At 42.0% G+C, this 21,652-nt stretch carries 25 protein-coding genes; 24 read left to right on the top strand and 1 reads right to left on the bottom strand.

The features are described 5' to 3' along the window. The first annotated feature begins 59 nt into the window (after positions 1-59). From fdhD to ACK1LH_RS10305, 17 genes are all read left to right on the top strand, one after another. Positions 60-848, top strand: coding sequence for a formate dehydrogenase accessory sulfurtransferase FdhD (gene fdhD, locus ACK1LH_RS10385; protein ID WP_411335048.1), 789 nt, complete (start codon positions 60-62; stop codon positions 846-848). Positions 849-863: 15 nt separating this feature from the next. Beyond that, complete coding sequence (gene moaA, locus ACK1LH_RS10380; RefSeq protein WP_411335047.1) at positions 864-1,865, top strand: GTP 3',8-cyclase MoaA; 1,002 nt, start codon at positions 864-866, stop codon at positions 1,863-1,865. A gap of 2 nt (positions 1,866-1,867) precedes the next feature. Beyond that, entirely contained in the window at positions 1,868-3,148 is a 1,281-nt protein-coding gene (gene glp / locus ACK1LH_RS10375; RefSeq protein ID WP_411335046.1) for a gephyrin-like molybdotransferase Glp, read from the top strand. Then, a complete protein-coding gene (gene mobB, locus ACK1LH_RS10370; protein WP_411335045.1) occupies positions 3,118-3,648 on the top strand; it encodes a molybdopterin-guanine dinucleotide biosynthesis protein B in 531 nt (176 codons plus the stop codon). The genes glp and mobB overlap by 31 nt, the downstream gene beginning before the upstream one ends. After that, on the top strand, positions 3,629-4,099 hold the full coding sequence (locus ACK1LH_RS10365; protein ID WP_411335044.1) for a molybdenum cofactor biosynthesis protein MoaE: 471 nt from the start codon (positions 3,629-3,631) through the stop codon (positions 4,097-4,099). Before mobB ends, ACK1LH_RS10365 begins: the two co-directional genes overlap by 20 nt. Continuing rightward, complete coding sequence (gene moaD, locus ACK1LH_RS10360; protein WP_320154403.1) at positions 4,096-4,329, top strand: molybdopterin converting factor subunit 1; 234 nt, start codon at positions 4,096-4,098, stop codon at positions 4,327-4,329. Before ACK1LH_RS10365 ends, moaD begins: the two co-directional genes overlap by 4 nt. A 125-nt stretch (positions 4,330-4,454) precedes the next feature. Beyond that, positions 4,455-7,421 carry a formate dehydrogenase subunit alpha gene (gene fdhF, locus ACK1LH_RS10355; protein WP_411335087.1) on the top strand — a complete coding sequence of 989 codons (2,967 nt, stop codon included), beginning with the start codon at positions 4,455-4,457 and terminating at the stop codon, positions 7,419-7,421. After that, positions 7,405-7,944: a DUF1641 domain-containing protein gene (locus tag ACK1LH_RS10350; RefSeq protein WP_029280994.1), complete on the top strand. Its 540-nt coding sequence runs from the start codon at positions 7,405-7,407 to the stop codon at positions 7,942-7,944. The genes fdhF and ACK1LH_RS10350 overlap by 17 nt, the downstream gene beginning before the upstream one ends. Positions 7,945-8,121: 177 nt before the next feature. Continuing rightward, on the top strand, positions 8,122-8,268 hold the full coding sequence (locus ACK1LH_RS10345) for a hypothetical protein (RefSeq protein ID WP_168713762.1): 147 nt from the start codon (positions 8,122-8,124) through the stop codon (positions 8,266-8,268). Between the two features lie 337 nt (positions 8,269-8,605). Beyond that, on the top strand, positions 8,606-8,974 hold the full coding sequence (locus tag ACK1LH_RS10340) for a helix-turn-helix transcriptional regulator (RefSeq protein WP_029280996.1): 369 nt from the start codon (positions 8,606-8,608) through the stop codon (positions 8,972-8,974). Positions 8,975-9,069: 95 nt separating this feature from the next. Further along, a complete protein-coding gene (locus tag ACK1LH_RS10335) occupies positions 9,070-9,669 on the top strand; it encodes a hypothetical protein (protein ID WP_029280998.1) in 600 nt (199 codons plus the stop codon). 147 nt (positions 9,670-9,816) lie between these two features. Beyond that, a complete protein-coding gene (locus ACK1LH_RS10330) occupies positions 9,817-10,851 on the top strand; it encodes an ABC transporter permease (RefSeq protein ID WP_029280999.1) in 1,035 nt (344 codons plus the stop codon). A 1-nt stretch (position 10,852) separates the two neighbouring features. Next, positions 10,853-11,539 carry an ABC transporter ATP-binding protein gene (locus ACK1LH_RS10325; protein ID WP_411335043.1) on the top strand — a complete coding sequence of 229 codons (687 nt, stop codon included), beginning with the start codon at positions 10,853-10,855 and terminating at the stop codon, positions 11,537-11,539. Between the two features lie 150 nt (positions 11,540-11,689). Beyond that, the gene (locus tag ACK1LH_RS10320) at positions 11,690-12,370 is read left to right on the top strand and encodes a response regulator transcription factor (protein WP_029281001.1); all 681 of its coding nucleotides are present in this window, start codon (positions 11,690-11,692) and stop codon (positions 12,368-12,370) included. After that, entirely contained in the window at positions 12,367-13,746 is a 1,380-nt protein-coding gene (locus tag ACK1LH_RS10315) for a sensor histidine kinase (protein ID WP_029281002.1), read from the top strand. The genes ACK1LH_RS10320 and ACK1LH_RS10315 overlap by 4 nt, the downstream gene beginning before the upstream one ends. 96 nt (positions 13,747-13,842) lie before the next feature. Continuing rightward, the gene (locus tag ACK1LH_RS10310) at positions 13,843-14,910 is read left to right on the top strand and encodes a hypothetical protein (protein WP_411335042.1); all 1,068 of its coding nucleotides are present in this window, start codon (positions 13,843-13,845) and stop codon (positions 14,908-14,910) included. 118 nt (positions 14,911-15,028) lie between these two features. Continuing rightward, positions 15,029-15,190 (top strand): hypothetical protein, encoded by a 162-nt coding sequence (locus ACK1LH_RS10305; protein WP_161781197.1) that lies wholly within the window; start codon positions 15,029-15,031, stop codon positions 15,188-15,190. A 14-nt stretch (positions 15,191-15,204) separates the two neighbouring features. Here the strand turns inward: ACK1LH_RS10305 and ACK1LH_RS10300 are convergent, their stop codons facing one another. Continuing rightward, positions 15,205-15,507, bottom strand: coding sequence for a hypothetical protein (locus ACK1LH_RS10300; protein ID WP_029281004.1), 303 nt, complete (start codon positions 15,505-15,507; stop codon positions 15,205-15,207). Positions 15,508-15,612: 105 nt separating this feature from the next. Here ACK1LH_RS10300 and ACK1LH_RS10295 point away from each other — a divergent pair, with 105 nt between their 5' ends. From ACK1LH_RS10295 to ACK1LH_RS10265, 7 genes are all read left to right on the top strand, one after another. After that, positions 15,613-16,194 carry a cysteine dioxygenase gene (locus ACK1LH_RS10295; RefSeq protein WP_152554721.1) on the top strand — a complete coding sequence of 194 codons (582 nt, stop codon included), beginning with the start codon at positions 15,613-15,615 and terminating at the stop codon, positions 16,192-16,194. 47 nt (positions 16,195-16,241) lie between these two features. Next, positions 16,242-16,559 (top strand): hypothetical protein, encoded by a 318-nt coding sequence (locus ACK1LH_RS10290; RefSeq protein WP_411335041.1) that lies wholly within the window; start codon positions 16,242-16,244, stop codon positions 16,557-16,559. A 78-nt stretch (positions 16,560-16,637) separates the two neighbouring features. Beyond that, a complete protein-coding gene (locus ACK1LH_RS10285; RefSeq protein WP_029281009.1) occupies positions 16,638-17,012 on the top strand; it encodes a nucleotide excision repair endonuclease in 375 nt (124 codons plus the stop codon). A 122-nt stretch (positions 17,013-17,134) separates the two neighbouring features. Then, entirely contained in the window at positions 17,135-18,388 is a 1,254-nt protein-coding gene (locus ACK1LH_RS10280; protein WP_029565705.1) for an MFS transporter, read from the top strand. Positions 18,389-18,461: 73 nt separating this feature from the next. Next, positions 18,462-18,737, top strand: a complete 276-nt coding sequence (locus ACK1LH_RS10275) for a DUF1292 domain-containing protein (RefSeq protein ID WP_029281012.1) — start codon at positions 18,462-18,464, stop codon at positions 18,735-18,737. 466 nt (positions 18,738-19,203) lie between these two features. Continuing rightward, a complete protein-coding gene (locus tag ACK1LH_RS10270) occupies positions 19,204-20,343 on the top strand; it encodes a HesA/MoeB/ThiF family protein (RefSeq protein ID WP_029281014.1) in 1,140 nt (379 codons plus the stop codon). Beyond that, positions 20,344-21,543, top strand: coding sequence for a hypothetical protein (locus tag ACK1LH_RS10265; RefSeq protein WP_029565703.1), 1,200 nt, complete (start codon positions 20,344-20,346; stop codon positions 21,541-21,543). Positions 21,544-21,652: the final 109 nt, after the last annotated feature.

Below are 21,652 nucleotides of genomic sequence, written 5' to 3'. Positions count from 1 at the left end.
ATTGCAGGCTGTTGGATTATCATTAGGTCTAAGAATGGCAGGGAATGGGGGGACTAATCATGAAGCCGGTAACGGAAATCAGAAGCATTGTGAAACTGTCCTGCGGCAGTGCGGCTCAGGCGGAAGATGAGATCGTGACGGAACACCCCCTAACTGTAAAACTGAACGGCGAAGAGGCTGTCACAATGGTCAGCTCTCCCGAATATCTCGAAGATATGGTAATTGGCTATTTGGCATCTGAAGGCTTTATTTCAAAGCTTGAAGACATCAAGGAGATATGGATTCAGGAAAAAGCGGGATTTGCCCATGTCACCCTTTCAAAAGAGAACCGCATCATCCACATGCAGAACAAACGCTATCTTACCTCGTGCTGCGGCATGAGCAGGCCGGGCTTTGTTTTTGTCAACGATGCCAGAGTTGTAAAACCTCTCAAACAAACAACAGCGATTCATGCGGATGCGTGCTTTTCCCTTATGAATGAACTGCAGCGCACTGCGGACATCTTTCAAAGCACAGGCGGCGTCCACAATGCAGCGCTTTGCGATGATAACGGCATCATCGTAAGCAGAATGGATATTGGCAGGCACAATGCCCTTGATAAGCTGTACGGCTATTGCTTAAAAAACGCAATCAGCACGAGGGGGAAAATTCTTGTTTTCAGCGGAAGAATATCCTCTGAAATTCTTCTTAAAACAGCAAAAATCGGCTGTGAAATTGTGCTTTCAAAATCAGCACCGACAACGCTTGCACTGAATCTGGCAGAGGAACTTGGCATCACAGCAGTAGGATTTATCCGGAACAGTTCATTAAATATATATACGCATTCCAATAGAATCAAGACTTCATAGAAAGGAGGAAAAGAGATGATCCTGGATTCATTGGGCAGGCCGTTAAGAGATTTGCGCATTTCTGTTACAGACAGATGTAATTTCCGCTGCAGCTACTGCATGCCGGAGCATCTTTTCGGAAGTGATTATCCTTTTTTATCATCCGACCGCATTCTCACATTTGAAGAGATTCATAGACTGGCAGAGATCTTTGCTTCACTCGGTACGAAGAAAATTCGCCTTACGGGAGGCGAGCCTCTGCTCAGGAGAGAACTTCCGGTCTTGATAGCCATGCTCAGAAAGGTCGACGGAATAGAGGATATCGGACTGACCACAAACGGATCTTTGTTGAAAACGTTTGCCGGGGACCTTGCGGAAGCAGGATTGAAGCGGGTAACGGTAAGTCTTGACGCGCTGGATCCTGAGCTCTTTTTTTCCATGAACGGCAAGAGAGGCGAGGCAGCACAGGTGCTAAGAGGAATTGAGGCAGCGGCAGAAGCCGGACTTTCGGTGAAAATAAACATGGTTGTCCAAAAAGGAGTAAATGAGACGGAGATTCTGCCCATGGCTACTTTTTTCAAAGAAAAAGGACACACACTGAGGTTCATAGAATATATGGATGTCGGAAATGCAAACGGGTGGGAGCTCTCTCAAGTGACATCAAAGCAGGAAATAATCAACATCATAGATGCAAAATTCCCTCTAAAGGCTGTACCGCCGGCATATCCGGGCGAGGTTGCCTCAAGGTACGAATACATGGACGGTTCCGGTGAGATCGGCGTCATTTCATCTGTAACGGATTCTTTTTGTTCATCATGCTCGAGGGCCAGGATTTCAGCTGAGGGAACTCTTTACACATGCCTGTTTGCTTCAAGGGGCCATGACTTAAGATCATTGCTTCGTTCAGATATGGATGACGCAATGCTAAAAGCAGAGATTGCGAACGTTTGGAATCTCCGCCATGACCGTTACTCAGATGAACGGATGAATACGAAAGAAGCCAGACAAAAGATTGAAATGTCCCATATAGGAGGGTAGCCATGATCGAAATAAGAACCCCGATCCCAGTCTCGGAAGCTGTAAGTCTAGTGATGGCACATGCCGTTCGCGGGAGCGCGGAGCATATTCCTCTTGAGGAGTCTTACGGCCGATTTCTCGCACAAGATCTCGTTGCAGATCACGATGTTCCGCCGTTTGACCGTTCCCCCTATGATGGATACGCTGTCAGATCTGTTGATACGGCAGGACTTTCAAGTGACAATAGAGCAGCCTTTCAAGTTGTTGGAGAAATCGGTGCCGGATCTGTCTTTGAAGGGGAAATCGGATACATGCAGGCAGTAAGAATCATGACTGGCGCAAAGTTGCCTGAAGGGGCTGATGCCGTTGTTATGCTTGAGCTGACAAAACCGCTTGCCGGGCAAAAAGTGGAATTAAAGAGAGCGATGAAGCAAGGCGAAAACATTTCCTTCAGGGGAGAAGACACCAGGAGCGGAACAGTCCTTGCTGAAAAGGGCTCTTTCATTACACCGGGACTTTCAGCCCTTCTGGCAGCATTCGGGTATGCAGAGGTTCCTGCTGCTAAAAAACCGGTTATAGGCGTTCTTGTAACAGGAAGCGAGCTTCTGAACCCTGATGAACCCCTCGAGGACGGAAAAATCCGCAACAGCAATACATATATGCTCCTCTCCCAAATTGAACGGGCAGGAGGAGAACCTCTTTACCTCGGCAAATTCAGCGATGACCTTGGTCAGTGCACAGAGGCCGTTCAGCACGCACTCTCAAAAGTGGATGTGCTGCTGACGACAGGCGGAGTTTCTGTCGGTGACTATGATTATTTGCCTGATATATATAAAAGAATCGGCGCATCTGTCCTCTTTAATAAAATCGCCATGAGACCAGGAAGCGTAACGACGGTGGCTGAACATCGCGGAAAGCTCCTCTTTGGTCTTTCGGGAAATCCTTCAGCCTGTTTCGTCGGTTTTGAACTGTTTGTACGGCCCGTGATCAGGTTCTGCTGCTTCAGCAGAAGAACCCACATCAGAAAAGAAAAGGCCGTTTTGGGCTCTGATTTTGAGAAGGCAAATCCCTTTACAAGGTTTGTCCGCGGAACCATCGTCTATGAAGACGGAGTGATAAAAGCGGTGCCATCAGGATTCGACAAGTCAAGCGCCGTATCTTCGCTGGCAGATGCAAATGCCCTGATTGTCCTTCCGGGCGGAACGAGAGGGTACAAAGCAGGAATGAAGGCGGACATTCTTTTACTTGACGATCAAAAAGGAAGTGATCGCCCGTGGGAAAACACCGCGCCATCCTTCAGGTAGCAGGTTTTCAGAATTCGGGAAAGACGGCTGTGATGGAAAAGCTGATTAAGAGAGCGCAGCGTGAATCTCTTAAAACCGGCACCATCAAGCATCACGGCCACGGCGGAGCGCCAGATAAGGCGTTGATGGAAAAGGACAGCGGAAAGCATTTAGAGGCAGGCTCAAAGCTTGCAGGAGTTGAGGGAGGCGGCGTTCTTCAGCTGTCGCTCGGTTCTGGATCATGGACGCTTGAAGAACTGCTGAACATTTACAGCCTGCTTAATTTGGATCTAATTTTAATTGAAGGCTATAAACATGCACCGTATCCTAAAGCCGTTTGCATACGGAACGAACATGACCTCGGTCTTCTTGAACTGAGCGGAATCGTTTGCGTCATCGCGGATAAAAAGGAAATGGTTCAAACCAGCGTGCCTGTTTTCAGTTTTCATGATGAGGAACACCTCTACTTGGATTTTTTAGTGAAGGTTGTGAAAAAACAATATGAATCAGAGTCTATTTGAACTGACAGAAAAGCCGATATCAGCAGAAGAAACAGCAAACAAAGTAGCAAACCGAAATGCCGGTGCAATCACTATTTTTATCGGGACGGTTCGCGAAATGACAAATGGAAAGAGAACGCTGTTTCTTGAATACCAGGCATATAAGCCAATGGCGGAAAAAATGCTCATGCAAATCGGAAAAGAAATAAGTGAAAAGTGGCCGGGAACGGCAGCTGCCATTACCCACAGAACAGGCAGGCTTGAAATTTCCGAAGCAGCTGTCGTCATTGCCGTTTCATCGCCTCACCGAAAGGCCGCCTATGAAGCCAATGAATATGCGATTGAGCGGATTAAAGAAATTGTCCCTATTTGGAAAAAAGAGCATTGGGATGACGGCACGGAATGGATCGGGAACCAGCTGCAAACGGAATCCTATCCGGAAGGCAAACCCGGGAAAGGAGAGCTCGCATGATTACTATTCTTCTTTTCGCCCATCTTGGGGACCAGGCCGGAAAAAGCACCGTTCAGATGCAGGCTGCCGGCATGACGGCAGGTGAAATGAAAGAGTCTCTCTCTGAAACCTACAAGCTTAAGGGCATTCATACGGCGATGATCGCAGTGAATGAAGAATTTGCAGATGAAAGCACCGTGCTGAAAGACGGAGATACGGTGGCCTTTATACCGCCTGTGAGCGGCGGATAAACCCGGGAACATGCCCGGGTTTTGTTTACCTTTGTTAAGTAAACGCTTTCAAAAGTTACCGAAAAGGAATTCAATCGATGGAGAAAGAATTACAGGGAGATGTTTCTTTGAAAGGAGAGGTTCTTTTGCCTGAAAAACAGTTTATCCGAGTAAATGAACGGGCGGTTTATGCTGATGAAAATCAAACAGCTCTCAAGCTGTTAAAAAGTCACGGGACAGACGTTCCAGCCGTTTGCTACCACGAGAGTCTGGGGCCGATCGAGACGTGTGATACATGCCTTATTAAGGTGAACGGTGAATTTAAAAGAGCCTGTTCCACTGAGGTACATCCCGGAGATGTACTGGACACAGAATCTCCTGAGGTGAAAGAGGCACAGCTCATCGCGATGGACAGAATCCTGCACAATCATGAATTGTACTGCACGGTTTGCGACTACAACAATGGCGGATGCGACATACATAATACGGTAAAAGCGATGAAAATTAATCATCAGAGCATTCCTTTTTCCCAAAAACCATACAAAGAAGATACGTCCAACCCGTTTTACAGATATGACCCTGATCAATGCATACTGTGCGGGAGATGTGTTGAAGCGTGCCAGAACGTTCAGGTAACAGAAACGCTTTCCATTGACTGGGAGCGTGAGAAGCCCCGTGTCATTTGGGACAGTGATGTGCCTATTAATGAATCTTCATGCGTCTCATGCGGCCATTGCTCAACCGTGTGTCCGTGCAATGCCATGATGGAAAAAGGCATGATCGGGGAAGCCGGATATTTGACTGGAATCAGCAAACAGACTCTCCGTCCCATGATTGAACTGACGAAAAATGTGGAAACAGGCTACGGCTCGATCCTCGCCATTTCAGACATGGAATCTGCCATGAGAGATGAAAAAATCAAAAAAACCAAAACGGTTTGCACCTATTGCGGAGTCGGATGCAGCTTTGACATTTGGACAAAAGACAGGAAGATCCTAAAAGTGGAACCTCATCCGGATGCTCCTGCAAACGGAATCTCCACGTGCATCAAAGGAAAATTCGGCTGGGATTTTGTAAACAGTGAAGAACGGCTGACAAAGCCCCTGATCCGTGAAGGAAACCACTTCAGAGAAGCTGAATGGGAGGAAGCTCTTACCCTGATTGCACAAAAGTTCACTCAAATTAAAAACGAGCACGGGCCGGATGCCCTGAGCTTCATCAGCTCCTCCAAATGCACGAATGAAGAATCGTATTTGATGCAAAAGCTTGCAAGAGCAGTCATAGGGACGAATAACATTGATAACTGTTCCAGATACTGTCAGACTCCGGCAACAATGGGCCTTTTCCGCACAGTCGGGTACGGAGGCGACTCTGGGACAATCAAAGACATTGAAGCGGCAGAACTGGTCCTGATCATCGGCTCAAACACGTCTGAATCTCATCCCGTGTTATCAACGAGGGTAAAGCGTGCCAACAAGCTGAACAGCCAAAAGCTGATCGTCGCGGATCTCAGAAAGAATGAAATGGCAGAGCGGTCTGATCTGTTTATCCAGCCCGCTTCCGGAACGGATCTTGTCTGGCTGTCAGCCGTAACAAATTACATTATTGAACAGGGATGGGAAGACCACCAGTTTCTGAGTAATAGAGTCAACGGATTTGAAAACTATCTCTCAAGCATCAAGAAATTCACACTGGATGAAGCAGAAAAGCTTTCAGGAATTCCGAAAGAGCAGATGATTCAAATCGCAAAGATGATTTATGAAGCGGAAAGCACGGTAGTCCTGTGGGCCATGGGCGTGACGCAGCACTCAGGAGGAAGTGATACAAGCACGGCTATTTCCAATCTGCTTCTTGTAACAGGGAATTACGGCAGACCGCATACAGGAGCATATCCGCTGAGAGGCCATAATAACGTTCAGGGGGCAAGCGACTTCGGAAGCATGCCTGACCGGCTTCCGTCCTACGAAAAAATAACGGACGGTTCTGTCAGAGAAAAGTACGAGAGAGCCTGGGGAGTGGAGCTTCCGGCCGAGCCTGGCCTCAACAATCATGAGATGGTTGCCGGCATACATGACGGCAGTGTGAAAGCGATGTATTTAAAAGGGGAAGAAATGGGTATAGTGGACTCCAATATGAACTATGTTCATGCCGCTTATGAAAAGCTCGACTTTTTTGTTGTGCAGGATTTATTTCTTTCAAAAACGGCCGAATATGCAGATGTTGTCCTGCCGGCAAGTCCAAGTCTTGAAAAAGAAGGGACCTTCACAAACACAGAACGGAGAGTTCAAAGACTCTACGAAGTGCTGGAACCTCTCGGAGATTCCAAACCTGACTGGAAAATCATTATGGATGTGGCCAATCAGCTTGGCGCAGGGTGGACCTATGATCACCCTTCAGACATCATGGCTGAAGCAGCCCAGCTTGCTCCTCTTTTTGCAGGGGTCACATACGAACGTCTTGAAGGCTACAGCAGTCTCGTCTGGCCGGTAAAGCCCGACGGTACAGATACACCCGTCCTCTTTTTGGATGAGTTTCCTTTTCCCGACGGAAAGGCGCGCCTCCATCCGGTGGAATGGACAAGACCGGTTGAATTTGACGATGAATATGACATCCATGTCAATAACGGCCGTCTGCTGGAACATTTCCATGAAGGGAATATGACATACAAATCCAAAGGAATCACATCCAAAACACCTCGGACCTTCCTTGAAGTTTCACCAGAACTCGCTTCGGAGCGCGGAATCAAAGACGGCTCTCTAGTAAGGCTCATTTCGCCATATGGCAAGGTGAAAGTGCAGTGCGTTGTTACAGACAGGGTGAAGGGGAAAGAAGTTTATTTGCCTATGAATGACTCAGGTGAGTCGGCGATCAATCTGATCACAAGCAGCTATGCGGACAAAGATACAGACACACCTGCCTACAAAGAGGTAAAGGCTAAACTGGAAGTTCTTGAGACAGAAGGAGTGAATCCTCTGCCGCGGACCAACTTCCGCTTCGGTCATCCAAATCCTCAGAGAGGCGTTGAAGTTGAACGAAAGTGGGGGCGGAAAGATTACGTATTTCCGGGAGATCTCGTTCAAAAGGAGGGGAAAAACGGTGGCAAAAGCAACTAAAACCATTGTCCGGCAGGAATTATCGGACGAAGAAAAAAGAAGCAGGGATTTAAGAGAAATCGAAGATGCCCTGATCACTCATAAAGAAGTGATTAAGGACACACTTGAAATCCTTCATCATATGCAGGATAAAGGCATACTCTCGCTTATGAATGGCCTTTTTGGGCAAGGTGACAAAGTATTGGACATTCTTGTAAAAACCGCTGACAACAAAGAAACAGCAAATACTATAAAAAATCTGCTTCTGATGACCGGCGTTCTCGGCATGATAAACGTCAAACAGCTTGAACCATTTTTAATGAAGGTGAACTCCGGAATTGCAAGAGTGGCTGAAAACAAAGAAACGAACGAAAAAACAGGCTATTTCGATCTCGCGAAATCTCTCAAAGATCCTGAAGTGAACCGGGCAGTGACCCTGCTCATTACCTTTTTAAAGGGAATGGGAGAAGAAACGCAGCATGTAGAGAAAGGGACTAGGAGCAAAGAGGATCAGGCAAGGTTCAAAGATCACACATTGGAATAAGAAGCAGGAGACAGGAGAATTTTTCCCTGTCTTTTTTTGATTGATACAACGAACTGAGGGCACTCTAACAGTAATTTGAATACCTTGTTCATTTTCAGGAATATTTACTTATTAATAAGGATATTTTTGGGTTAACATGGTATAATTTACACAAAAAGGGCAGGAGTGGTCATTCTTATGGAACAAAAACCTATGCATTACGATGGAAGCATTCAGGCAGAAAATGAAAATGCATCAGCAGCTGCTGCAGAGGATCTGCAAATTACCGATGAAATGAGAAAAAATCTCGGATTTAATCCATACTTTATTGAAAAAAACGAATAGACACCAAGGACTTGATGATTCAATCAGGTCCTTTTCTTTTGTAAGCGTTTATTAATTGAACCATGTTCTAAATAATCAACAGTTATTTTACTTCAGAAATTACTAGGATAAAAACGACCATAAGTAAAAGAAAACCGACTTTATCATTCTTCTAAAACTATGTTCCAAATAATCAATGATAAATAAAAACACGTACCAAAATTCCAATATCCCTATAATTTTAACCTCGCCCAGGTTTCAAAAGGGTCAAAAGGCTTATTTTCCCTTAAGATGCAGGAATTTCTTATAAAACATTGAATAGTTAGAACATGTAAAACTGTAAAAGGAGATGTCTTCAATGGGCGAGAAGAGAAGTGCCAGCGGTTTTTTGCTGAAGCAAAGAGCCTTTTTAAAGCTTTATATGATTCGTATGACAGAGCAGGACAGACTCTACGGCCTGAAGCTTCTTGATGTTCTGCGCGATGAGTTCAGAATTTACGGATACAGGCCAAATCATTCAGAGGTTTACAAGTCCCTGCACGAACTGATCGAAGACGGCATTTTAAAACAGGTCAAGCGGAAAAAAGAGGGGATGAAGCTTCAGGAGGTCGTATATTATCAATTCGAGGATTACGAAAAAGCAAAGCTATATAAAAAGCAACTGAAAACCGAGCTTGACAGATGCCAGAAACTGCTCGGAAAAGCGCTTCAGGATAATTACACATAAGAGAGAATCCGCGGGTAGGATTCTCTCTTTGTTTCATCTTGTCTGCTGTTGGGTTATGATAAGAAGTGAATTGGAAGTAATGGAGGATATGAACTATGCTGCAAAATAAAATGAAAACGTATATCCAGCATCTGATCGAGGAAAAAACGGATGCGATTGGAATCTATACCACAGAAAAAATGTATGCAGAGAAGAACGGTTTTCTGCCAGAGAACGTAAAAGTTGAGGAACCCGATTTTCCGCGTTTTGCAAAAGCGTATCTTGAGCGCGTAAACAAGGAAACAGAAGAGCTGATCTCTGCTGAGAATCCGGAATCCTTCCTTAAGGAAAAAGCAACATATGTGAAAATAAACAAATCGGAATTCATCTATATTGAATCTGACTGGTTTGACTATGTCGGGGCAGAAAACATTTCATTTGAGCATGATGACGTGTTTTCAACCTATAAGTTCCTGCTTGGTTTAAAATATAAAAAGGCAAAAGGAACAGCGCTAAAAGAATACTTCCTGCAAAAAGCCGGTGGTGATTCTGAGAAATTTGAGGTTCTTTTCAATGATAAGGACGGAATGTGGGATGTCAATTTTGACAGCGCCTTGCTCGCGGACTTCAGCGAAGAGGATGCACTCGAAGAAATGTTTGAAAAGCTCTACAGCTTCCTTTTTCAGCTGGCAGAAGCATTAGAAAAAACGGAATAGATACACTTTGTTAAAACCTGCAGCCATGCAGGTTTTTTCTTTTCATTATTCATTAATATTCATTTCAAATGTAATTTACTGTTCATCTTCCGTTCATATTCGAATAATAAACTATGGATGTCAAGAAGAGATGGGAGGAAATGAAAGATGAATATTGCATGGAAAGAAATCAAGAAAAATAAAGTGAGATTTTTGATTTTAGGTTCAATTGTTTTTCTCGTAAGTTTATTAACATTTATCATATCTGGTTTGGCAAATGGACTATCGCAAGACAATGCTGCCCTCATTAAAGATTTACCAAAAGGGCAATTTTATATGAATAAAGACGCTGAGGAAACTTATAACCTATCTAGAATAGACAGTGATATACAAAAAGAAATACTAAACAAACAAAAAGATGCTGTGGCCTTTTCTATTCAAATGGGTTTTCTAAATGACAAAGATGATAAACAACAAAGTGTCGCCTTTGTTGCATCCACTGATTCAAAGTTATTTGAAGATGTTAAAGATGGGGAAATTATAGTAGATAGCTCATTGAAGAATAAAGGTATAAAGGTTGGAGATACCTTGACTAATAATCAATTTAGCGGTGAATTTATCGTAAAGGGTTTTGTTGATCAAAAGAAATATAGTCATACCCCTGTTGCATATATACAGATGAAGAATTATCAAGAAATGTATCGAATGACGGAGATGCAATTGATTTTCATACCGGGAGGAGATTCTTCACAAGAATTCACTGGTTTACAATCATTTTCAAACAAAGATTTCCTCCAGACAATTCCAAGTTATAATGCAGAACAGATGTCTTTAAATATGATTGTCTGGTTTTTAGTTGTCATTAGCGGAATGCTGTTTGCTATCTTTTTCTACATGATGAACGTTCAGAAAATCGGTTTATACGGTATTTTAAAAGCAATTGGTATAAAAACAAGCAGACTATTTAAAATGATGTGGACACAAATGTTTTTTATTACATCAATTGCACTTATTATGTCTATAACTCTTAGTCAAGTTTTCAGTATGGCTGCGCCTGAAGGAATGCCATTCCATTTAACTTTTGAAACAACAGCACAATTATCTGTCATTTTCCTGATGATAGGATTTATTGGAGCTACACTATCAGGTATTCAAATCAAAAAGATCGAACCATTGCAGGCAATACAGCAAGGAGAGGCTTAATATGACAATCTTTACACTTGATGAAGTAAGAAAAACATTTACTACTGGTGAGATAGAGGAAGAAATCCTAAAAGGAATTAACCTTTCTCTTAAAGAAGGAGAGGTAACAGCATTAGTGGGTGCCTCAGGCTCTGGTAAAAGTACTCTCCTTACAATCGCTGCAGGACTGCAGCCTCCATCAAATGGGCACGTTGTATTTGATGGTAAGAATATGACTTCTATGAGTTCTGAACAGGTTCGAAAAATACGGGCAAGCAAATTTGGTTTTGTCTTTCAGTTTGCACATCTTGTTCCTTTTCTTACAGTTGAAGAACAGCTAATGCTGATGCTTGAGGTCTCTGAATCTAAATTAAAGAAATATGAACAAAAAAGAGAAGTTAATAAAATCCTAAAACTAGTTGAAATGGATCATCGGAAAAAGGCTTATCCATCTTCATTATCGGGCGGGGAAAAACAACGAGTGGCAATCGCTCGTGCGATGATCCATAAACCTAATATTCTCTTTGCAGATGAACCGACTGCAAGTTTAGATTCAAAAAGATCTCAAGACATTATGTCGTTAATTCAAGATTTAACTAAATCATTAAACATTACTGTATTGATGGTTACCCATGACGAAGAATTGCTTTCAAATGTTGACCATGTCATCAAAATGAGTGATGGAATGGTTTTGCAGAGCGGAAATTAACATTCTGAAAGCTAGAGAATCTTTAATGCAAGTAAAATGCAAAGGAACAGCCTGCATATTTCTGCTGGGCTGTTTATTTGTTATTATTTACTAAATGTCCTTTTAAATGAAGCAATAATATTTAATCAAAATAAAATAGGAGAATAGAGAATGACAACTATTCTGATTGCAGATGACGATATCAATATTTTACAGCTAGTAAATATTCACTTAACCGAAGCTGGATATAAAGTATTTCAGGCAAAAGACGGTACTGAAGCATTAGGAGTTCTTAATAGAGAAGCATGTGATTTAGCAGTAGTGGATGTGATGATGCCTTTTATGGATGGGTATGCATTAACAAGGGAGATTCGAAGGGAATATGATATACCAGTAATCCTCTTAACAGCAAAGAATCAAATTGAGGATAAAGAAGAAGGATTTAGATCCGGGACGGATGATTATCTGGTCAAGCCATTTGAGCCAAAAGAATTACACTTTAGAATAGAAGCTTTATTGCGACGATACGACAAACACTCAGAAGAATCTATAATTTACTTAGGTAATACAGCGATAAATAAAAAAAACTATGAGGTTCAAATTGGGAATCGAACAATTCTTTTACCCTTAAAGGAATTCGAACTGCTGTATTTTCTGGCTTTAAATCCCATGCAAGTATTTTCTCGTCATCAACTAATAGAACATATTTGGGGATTGGATTATGAAGGGGATGAACGAACTGTTGATGTTCATGTAAAAAGGTTAAGAGAACGTTTTTCTAAATTGACGGATGATGTTCAAATTAAGACAGTGCGTGGAGTTGGATATTCGCTGGAGGCAAATCGCAGATGAAATCTCTCTATGTGAAGTTTGTTGTCATTACTATTGGCATTATGATTTTTAGCGGGATAGTTGCTTTTTTAATCTCCAATACGTATTATCAGCAAAAATTAAAACCTTACAATGATCAAAAAAACACAAAAATCGCGTTAAATATTGCTGAATTTGCCGAGAACCATCCTGATATAAATCTTAAGGATTATTTGAATAATATCTCTTCGACCGGGTATCAAATTTTCTTGGTTGACATTTCTGGAAAGGAATCTTATTTCGGTGCACCATTTAGGGAAAATACTCTGTCTAATTCCGCTAAAGAACAAGTGTTAAACGGTGATATTTTTCACGGTATTCTAAATTTTCCACAGGGAACATTCGTCACAGGTTTTTTTGCAAACGAATTGAAGAATACGATTGGTGTACCGTTAACACATAATAAGGAAAAGTATGCTCTTTTCCTTAGACCGGATATTAAGCTCCTTTTTAACGAAATGCACATTTTATTTGCGTGGCTGCTTGCATTGATGATTGTTATGAGTATCGTTATGGTTCTTTTTACTGCAAAATATTTAGTGAATCCAATCTCAAAACTTACAACAGCCACAAAGTCACTGGCTGATGGGAATTTTAATGTTGACATTGATATTACTCGTGATGATGAGTTAGGAGAGCTTTCACGAAGTTTTTTGCAAATGGCAAGTAAACTGGAACAAATGGATGATATGAGGAAAGAGTTCATTTCGAATATTTCTCATGATATACAGTCACCTCTATCCAATATAAAAGGGTATACAAACCTATTGGAAAGTGAATCAATAAGTCCAAAAGAAAAAAGCAATTACATTTCTATCATCAATGGGGAAATTAAAAGGCTCTCTACACTTACGAAACAATTATTACTTCTTGCTTCGTTAGATCGCGATCAGGATATCATGAAAAGAAAATCCTTTAATGTTGGCGAGCAAATGAAGGAACTGGTGAGAAGCTATAAGTGGCTAATGGGTGAAAAAGGGATTAGCCTCGGTTTTACATTGCCAAATGTTGAAATTGTCGGGGACCCTTCTTTACTTTATACGGTTTGGGATAATCTGTTAACCAATGCCGTCAAATACAATAAAACCCATGGCAGTATTGAGATATCGATTGAAGAGAAAGAAAAATCTGTTTTGGTCACTTTTGAAGATACGGGGATCGGATTGAATGATGAAGAGAAAGAAAAAATTTTTGATCGTTTTTATCGAGCAGATACCGCCCGGACGCGTTCAGTTGAGGGAACAGGACTAGGACTATCAATTGTTGCTGCTATTGTTGAACTGCATGGCGGACTGATTCATGTGAATAGTAAGGAAAATGAAGGAACTGCCTTTATTGTAGAATTACCTTTAAGTTAGTTTTCGTTAAGCGCAGGCGCTTCCACTTTTGTTTTTAGGCGTTCACCCATCCCAATCTGTTACATATGTTAACAGAAAAGGTGAGAGGATGATTGGATGAGCAGAAAACCGCATCATTACTTCCCCTGCGGCAATACAGCGAAGGGCTACTACAGTCTGTACGAAGCCGTACTGGAGGGCATAAACCAGGTGTTCTTATTAGAAGGCGGGTCAAGAGGAGCCAGGTCTTTATGTATTCAGTCTGTCAGCGAAACTCTGAGAGCGAACGGGGAATCACTTGATATCCTCCACTGTCCATTTCATCCGGATTGGCTGGAAGGGCTGCTTTTGACAGATAAGGGTATTGCTCTTTTAGATTGCGACGTGTCAGAAATCAGAAAATTTGTTTCTGCAGATGCCATCCAGGTGATTGTTATGGAGACTGAAAACAACCAATTGCTGCCTGCAGATCGCAAAGGGGTCCTTACAGCAAGAGTGGCTGCTGAATATGAAAAGGCTTATGCCGCTTTTTCTGCCTCGCTAAAAGCTCATGATGATATAGAGGATATTTACATTTCACAAATGGACTTTTCAGAAGCAGATCAATTGGCACAGCGTTTGATACAAACTTTTTACGGAGAACAGACTGCTGGTAAAACCGCTGTGGTCAAACATCGATTTTTGGGAGCAGCCACCCCGGATGGAGCTGCAGATTTTATCCCAAATCTTACAGCAGACATTAAAAAACGCTATTTTATTAAAGGCAGAGCAGGGTCAGGTAAATCAACAATGCTGAAAAAAATTGCCGCTGCAGGAGCAGACAAAGGGTTCGATGTGGAAATTTATCACTGCGGTTTTGATCCGAACAGTCTTGATATGGTCATTTTGCGGGAGCTTGGCCTTGCGATTTTTGACAGTACGGCCCCGCATGAATATGAACCGGAAAAAGAGTCGGATGAAATTGTCGATATGTATGATTTGTGCATTGCACCAGGAACGGATGAGGCCTTTTCTGCTGAAATTGACCGAACGACTCAAGCCTATAAAGAGAAAATGAAAGATGGAATAACGTATCTTTCTAAAGCTAAAAGTATGCTTGATGAGCTTGAGCGGGGGAAGGGCTGTGCCGAAGAGGGACAGTTCCAGAGGGTCTGCAGCATCCTTGTTTCTGAAATCACTGAATAACCAAAAAACCTGGAGCCTTTTGTCAGCTCCAGGTTTTTAGCATTCGATTAAAAAATATGCCCATAAAACCGTTCTTTAAAACGAATCATTTAGAAACATGCTTCAGGAGGGACAGAATATGGGCAAACATCATGAAGATGAAGAAGTGAGGGAGCTCGTTATAACCGCCTCGCGTTCAGAAAAAACAAAGGATGAATTCAGAGTCTTTCTTCAATGGAAGAAACTGCAGACTGAAGTGAAGAAACAAGCAGATGCAACGTTCAGATCCCTGATGAAATAATCGGGATCTTTTTTTTAGCCTTTTTTTCTTTTTGAGATTTCATCTGTTACGACAAAGGCCAAATCATCATTTCCGAATAGGGACAGGACGCCAAGCAGGGTATGATCCGCTATTTCTCCTGCTTCCTCTTTCGGGACAGTGAGCTCGATTGCTTGTTTTAATTCGGCATTTTCAAGTTGGGCAGGGTAGGCACGCGCATACAGCTCTTTAGGGTTCAGGTCATTATTTACGCACCACTGGGCAAAGACAAGGACCATCATTTGCTCATCCCGCTGATAGTTGCGGATGATTTGTTCTTGCGTTTCTTTCGAATTCACGTTCATGCTCCTAACTGTTAAATATTCTGCATCCTTCATCATATCACATGCAGAAGCCTCATAAGGATAAGTTTTCTGAGCATAGGAATGGAGTAAGGCTTAAAAATGCGGGAGGGATGCCACCTGAATCTTTCAGAAAGAATCACCTTTATCCTGGATGGCGTAAAAACAGCTTCAAAGGAAGAGCTTTATAAAGCGCTGATTGGATTAAACATTCAAAAAGAGGAGCTGATGCCTCTCATAAAAGAGGACAGGAGCAAACCATATTACAGAAAACTTCTTTATAAAAATGAACACCTTGAACTGCTTGTCATGAACTGGTCTGACCTTGAGTGTGCACCTCATGACCACGGGTATTCATTCGGATGGATACAGGTTATAAACGGTGTGTCCAGAAATACGGTGTATAAGGTAAAAGGCGAAGCACTTCCTTCTGAACTCTTCACGGAACTGAAAAGAGAAGGAAAGACCTTTTTTGCACCCAAATTCGGCGTCCACAAAATGGCTGAAGCCGGCAATACCGGCCTGATAACTCTTCACCTTTACGCACCGCCTATCACGGGCATGAAAGTGTACGATTTAGAGAAGTGCGCTGCCTGTGTGGTTTCGGATGACTGCGGTGCATGGTGGCCGGATGACCTCCGGCAGCAAGTGAAAGAAATAAAGCTTAAGAGCGCTGCGGACTGAGTCTGCAGCGTTTCTTTTTGGGTATAACTATAAAGAGGTGATTATACATGCGAGTTTTCTTCCATACAGCTGTTCTGTTTCTGACTGTATTTTGCCTGTATCTGGCGTGGACAGGCTTTATAGAAAAAGAATTGACGGTTAACACGCTCAGCGGAGAGATCATGGAAAAAATCCGGGAAGATTCCATAGCAGAAACAGGAATCAATGTTCAAAAAAAGGCCGTGTATAGAGTAAGGTTATCGACCGGGAAGGTGTTTGCCGTTTCGTCATCTGTTTTTGAAAGGGTTGAAAAAGGAGAAAATGTGCAGTTTGCTGAAAAAGACAAGCATTTTTACCTGATTGACGGCCGCAAAATCATTTATTAAAAACGGTAGCAATCCTATGCGCCAATATGAGATAATACATAAGTTGTTTTAAAAACAAGAATATAGGAAGTGTAATTAATGATAAAAATCGATATACCAAGATCAGACGTTGTACTGACAAGAAACCCTGTAAAAGGACAGCCTGTAGAAGCTCCTCTCAGCAGCGAATACGGCTTTACAGATTACAATAAAATTCCCCGCGATAAAGGCGGAATTTTTATGTTCTTTAATATTAACGATGAGCTTTTGTTTGTAGGAAAAGCTCGCAAGCTTAGACAGCGCATTAAAAAGCATTTTGAGGATCAGGTTTCTCCAATCAAAAATCACCGCGATGAAGTGCACGAAATTGCCGTTTGCATCGTTGAAAGCCCGATGGAACGCGAAATTTACGAAACGTATCTGATCAATGAGCTTCAGGCGAAATATAATGTTGAGAAGGTTTTTTATAAATAAGAAAAACAGACATCCGGCTGGGCTGGATGTTTTTTTATTTTTAAGAAAATAAAGATAGGCGATTTCAGGAGATTGTCTTATGATAATAGAAGATGAACTATTTAGTGAGGCGAAATATCTTGATGATCACTTATTTCCGGGGTTTTAAAACAGATTATGGCTCTTACAGCAGCAACGTCAAATTGGCCTTTATGGCTAATATTCTCATTCAGATTGGAATGGGTATTTTTATGACCCTTTATAACCTGTACTTGAAAGATCTTGGGTACAGTGAACAGACCAATGGAAACGTCATTGCCCTGACTGCTCTTGCTCAGACGTTTTTTCTTGTTCCTGCAGGTTTTTTAAGTGACCGAAAGGGAAGGAAAAATATGATGGCTGTCGGGGCGGCTCTTTCTGCTGTTCTGATGATAGGCAGGTCAGTAATAGAATGGGAGCTCCTTTTGCTTGTATTCGCATTTGGCAGCGGTATTTTCATGTCTTTTATTCAGGTGTCCATGATTCCATGGCTTGCCGAAAATTCAACTGAAAAGGAAAGAAGCAAGCTTTTCAGTTTTCACTTTGCGGTGATGATGGCGGCAAGCGTCATCGGCAATCTTGCCGGCGGAGTTTTGACTGACCTCTTTACGTTTGCAGGATTGCAATCAACAGACAGTTTGAGGCTGACACTGCTGATTGGAAGCGGTGTTTACCTGGCAGGACTTTTTCCTGTTCTTCTGATGAAAGAAGAAAGAAAACGGCAGAAACCTAAAAAGCTAAAAGAAACAGCGGACGGCAATCAGAATTGGAAGCTGGTCATCCTCTTTGTTGGCGCACAGGCCATCATCGGGCTTGGATCAGGTCTTGTCATCCCGTATTTAAATCTGTATTTTGCAGACCGGTTTGACATTTCCTTTTCTGCCATTGGAATTATCCTCTCGCTCGGTCAAGGCGCAACCGCGGTCGCAATGCTGATTGGACCTGCGATTGTCAGCAGAATGGGAGAAGTAAAGGCGGTTGTCCTGCTGCAGCTGCTGTCCCTGCCATTTTTGCTGATTACTGGATTTACAACAAACATTTATCTTGCCGTCATCGGATTTCTATTCCGCCAGGCGTTGATGAACGCAGGCAATCCGATACAAACCTCCCTCATGATGAGAAAAGTGCCGGATCATCAAAAAGGAATAGCAAATTCCTTAAGCCAGATGGCTTTTTCATTCGGCTGGGCGGCGATGGGTCCTGTGTCTGCTTATGTTGTCGCTGAATATGGCTCCTATTGGGGATATGCCAATGTTTTCAGCCTGACCGGCATCATTTATCTAGCAGGCGCCATTTACTTTTACATCGTGTTTAAGGAAGAAAAAACAACTGTGGTTCAAAAAAGAGCGGCTGTCTGAGCTGTATTTCTGCAAGAAACAAATGGTATAATAAAATGAATGCAAGAAGAATGCTTGAAAGGGGTTCAAAAACATGGAACCGATTGAAATTGGAGAAATCTTTACAATTAGCGACGAGAACAATCAGGAGCACGAGGTAGAGGTGCTTGGCGTGCTGACTGTTGAAGGATCAGAGTACGTGGCAGTAGGGTTTGTTGAAGAAATTCAGGAAGACACAGATGAAGATATCGATATTTACTTTTTGAAGGTTGATGAAGAAGGCGATTTTTCTGCGATTGAAACAGACGAAGAATTCGACAAAGTTTCGTCTGCATTTGACCAGATGATGGAAGAAGAAGAGTCAAACTAATACATACCCGGAGCCGTCTGCTTGAATGCAGGCGGTTTTTTTATGCAAAAAAGGTCGGAATGGCGCAGGAAAAAAGAATCATTTTTTATGAGAAAACAACTATACTGACATAAATTAATTTAGACATGATCTATTCATCCTGCAAGAATAAAATGGTAATTATTAAAATTTTTTCTATTCTTCTTTTCTCTTAAGCTTTCCAAACAGGTAAAAAGTCATAATAAATGAAATAATTCAAATATTGACATAATTTCCACTATTTTTTACTATTACATTATAATTCAATATTTACATAAATATGGATTAAATAAAAACAGGGGAGGCTGTCAGGATGAAGAAAATTAAAATCAAAAAGGTTGAAAAGCTGGTTGCTCTTGTAAACCATCACGCGTAATGAATAAAAGGCTTTAGGACAAGCATCAGAGTCCCTAAAGCCTTTTTTAGTATGAAGGAGCTGAAAAAGCAGATGAACCCTGTCTTAAAAACAATATATACCCCGATCATCGTATTTGACGGCAAAGTCCAGATCGGCAAAGAGGATGGCAATCTTGAACTTGAAGATCTTGATGGAAGTGTCCGGGATCTGCTGAACCTGATGGACGGAACACGAAATACGGTGGAGCTTGCAAATGAAATGAACATAGATCATGCGGATTTGCTTGAAATTTTGAATGACCTTGATGAATATGGACTTGTTGAAGATGCTTCTGCAGTCAAATACACGTCTCTAAATGAAAATGAACGGGAAAGATATCGTTCAAATCTTAACTACTTTTCCAATTTTTCAACTCTAAAGAAAAGCAGATTCACATACCAGGAGACATTTAAACATACAACGGTTGCCCTGCTTGGACTCGGAGGCTTCAGTTTAACAGCAGCTGCCCTTGCAGGAATGGGAACAGGCAGAATTATTGGGCTTGATTATGATTCGGTTGAACTCAGCAACCTTAACCGCCAGTTTCTATACTGTGAAGACGACATTGGAAAACTTAAAACAGAGGCTTCAAGTGATCGCTTAAAAAAGATTAACAGTGAAATTGATATTGAAGTACATAATGTGAAAATTGAAGATGCAAAGAGTTTGCTGCCAGTCATAAGGGAATCGGATATTGTCATAAACGGGATCGATCAGCCAAGCATATTATCTACAAGATGGGTGAATTTTGCCTGTGTCAAATTAGGCAAGCCTTACATTCTTGGAGGCATTGGACACACGAGTATTATTCTCCAAAAATATGTTCCTGGTGAAGGTAACGGGTGCTTTGATTGCTACTTGCTGAACAGTTTACGGGAGGCGCCAGAATTTATCCACCAGCTAAAAGCTGTGTATGGGGCTTCTTTTCAGAAGAGAAACACAGCATTTGCTCCTAATATCGCGATGATCACAGGTCTCGTAACAAATGAACTGGCTAAATTAATTGCGGGATATGAAAGGGCCGACCATCAATCTTCGTCTCTTGAAATCAGCAGTCTTTCATTTGAGCGATTATCTGAAACTCTATGGAAGAAAGCATCGGGCTGTCCGACGTGCAATGGCCATATGAACTCAGATGAGCCTGCAGACCTGAATATGATTCTGGAATTATCTAAAGAAAGCAGGGTCTGAATGAATATAACATTAGATTCTAAAGTAACGGCTAAACTTTCTGTTCAGGCAGACGGAGAAGAATTTACAGTAGGAGACCCAGTCAGCGGTACATTTATCCGGGTCCCTTATGAAGCTGTGCACATCATCCATATGCTGGACGGTGTCAAAACGCTGAACGAAATCTCTGAACAGCTGAGAAACGAACAAATGGATGCGGATGTTTTAGATTTTGTCGAAACTCTTCATGAGCTTGAGTTGATCTATTCGATTGACGGGAAAGTGTTTTTAATACCGCCAGATGAAAAACCTGTCAGCAAATCTCTTTCTGCTGCAGCCTCCGTCATCTTTCACCCGATCAGTCAAGTATGTTATGTCCTGTTTTTTCTTCTCAGTATAGGTATGATTGCAGGTATTCCCGAATTGCGTCCTGTCTACAAAGATTTTTGGGCAGCAGAAGCAACAGGGCTCAGTCTATTGTTATTATTTTTCATATCCTGGCCTCTGACCATTCTTCATGAACTGGGCCATTATTTAGCTGCTTTAAGACTCGGCATACCAGTTAAATTTAATTTGAGCCTGAGATTTTACTGGCTTGTGGTCGAAGCAGATATGACGGGGCTCTGGTCCGTTTCCAAGCAGAAAAGGTATTTGCCCTATGCTGCAGGAATGGCTGTTGATTCCTTTCTTCTCTTTTTATCGTTAGCCGGTCAGATGGCAGCTGCAGGATTTGCCTTAAAGCTACTGAAAATGATTACGCTGCTTCTTGTGATGAGATTTGCCTGGCAGCTTTTGATTTTTTTGCGGACAGATATCTATTTCCTGATTATGAACAAGCTGAACATGCCAAGCCTCCACGGTTATGCAAAAGAAATAATGACGGGGTATATGAGGAAAAAAGATCGTGGAGAAAGCCTGAAAGAAGAATTATCCGTAAAAGAAATGTCCTATGTTAAAAGCTTTGCATCATGTTACCTTATAGGCGGCATCATAGCAGCAGGATTATTGTTCTTGTACAGTCTTCCGGGGCTTTACGTGCTTTTGAAGCAGACAATGGTGCAGCTTTCCGTCTATTCGTTAAACAGCTGGCTATTTTGGGACGGCATCATCACCCTGGCAATCTTATCTGTTAATGCTGTAATTTGGAGCATCGGTGCAGCAAGTAAATATAAAGGAAGCAAAACGGGTACTCTACCTATAAGCTCAAATGAAGCGACTTAAACATGCAAAGATCCACTTGCATGTTTTTTTCATTGGTCAGACTGCATGATTATTAATGAAAAGCGAATTAATATGACCTTTTCAAAGAATTGTTTTTCGTTTTTCCTTT

The sequence above is a fragment of the Metabacillus indicus genome, from assembly GCF_046603695.1.
Classification (GTDB): Bacteria; Bacillota; Bacilli; order Bacillales; family Bacillaceae; genus Bacillus_P; species Bacillus_P indicus.
This window is presented reverse-complemented; position numbering and strand designations above follow the sequence as displayed.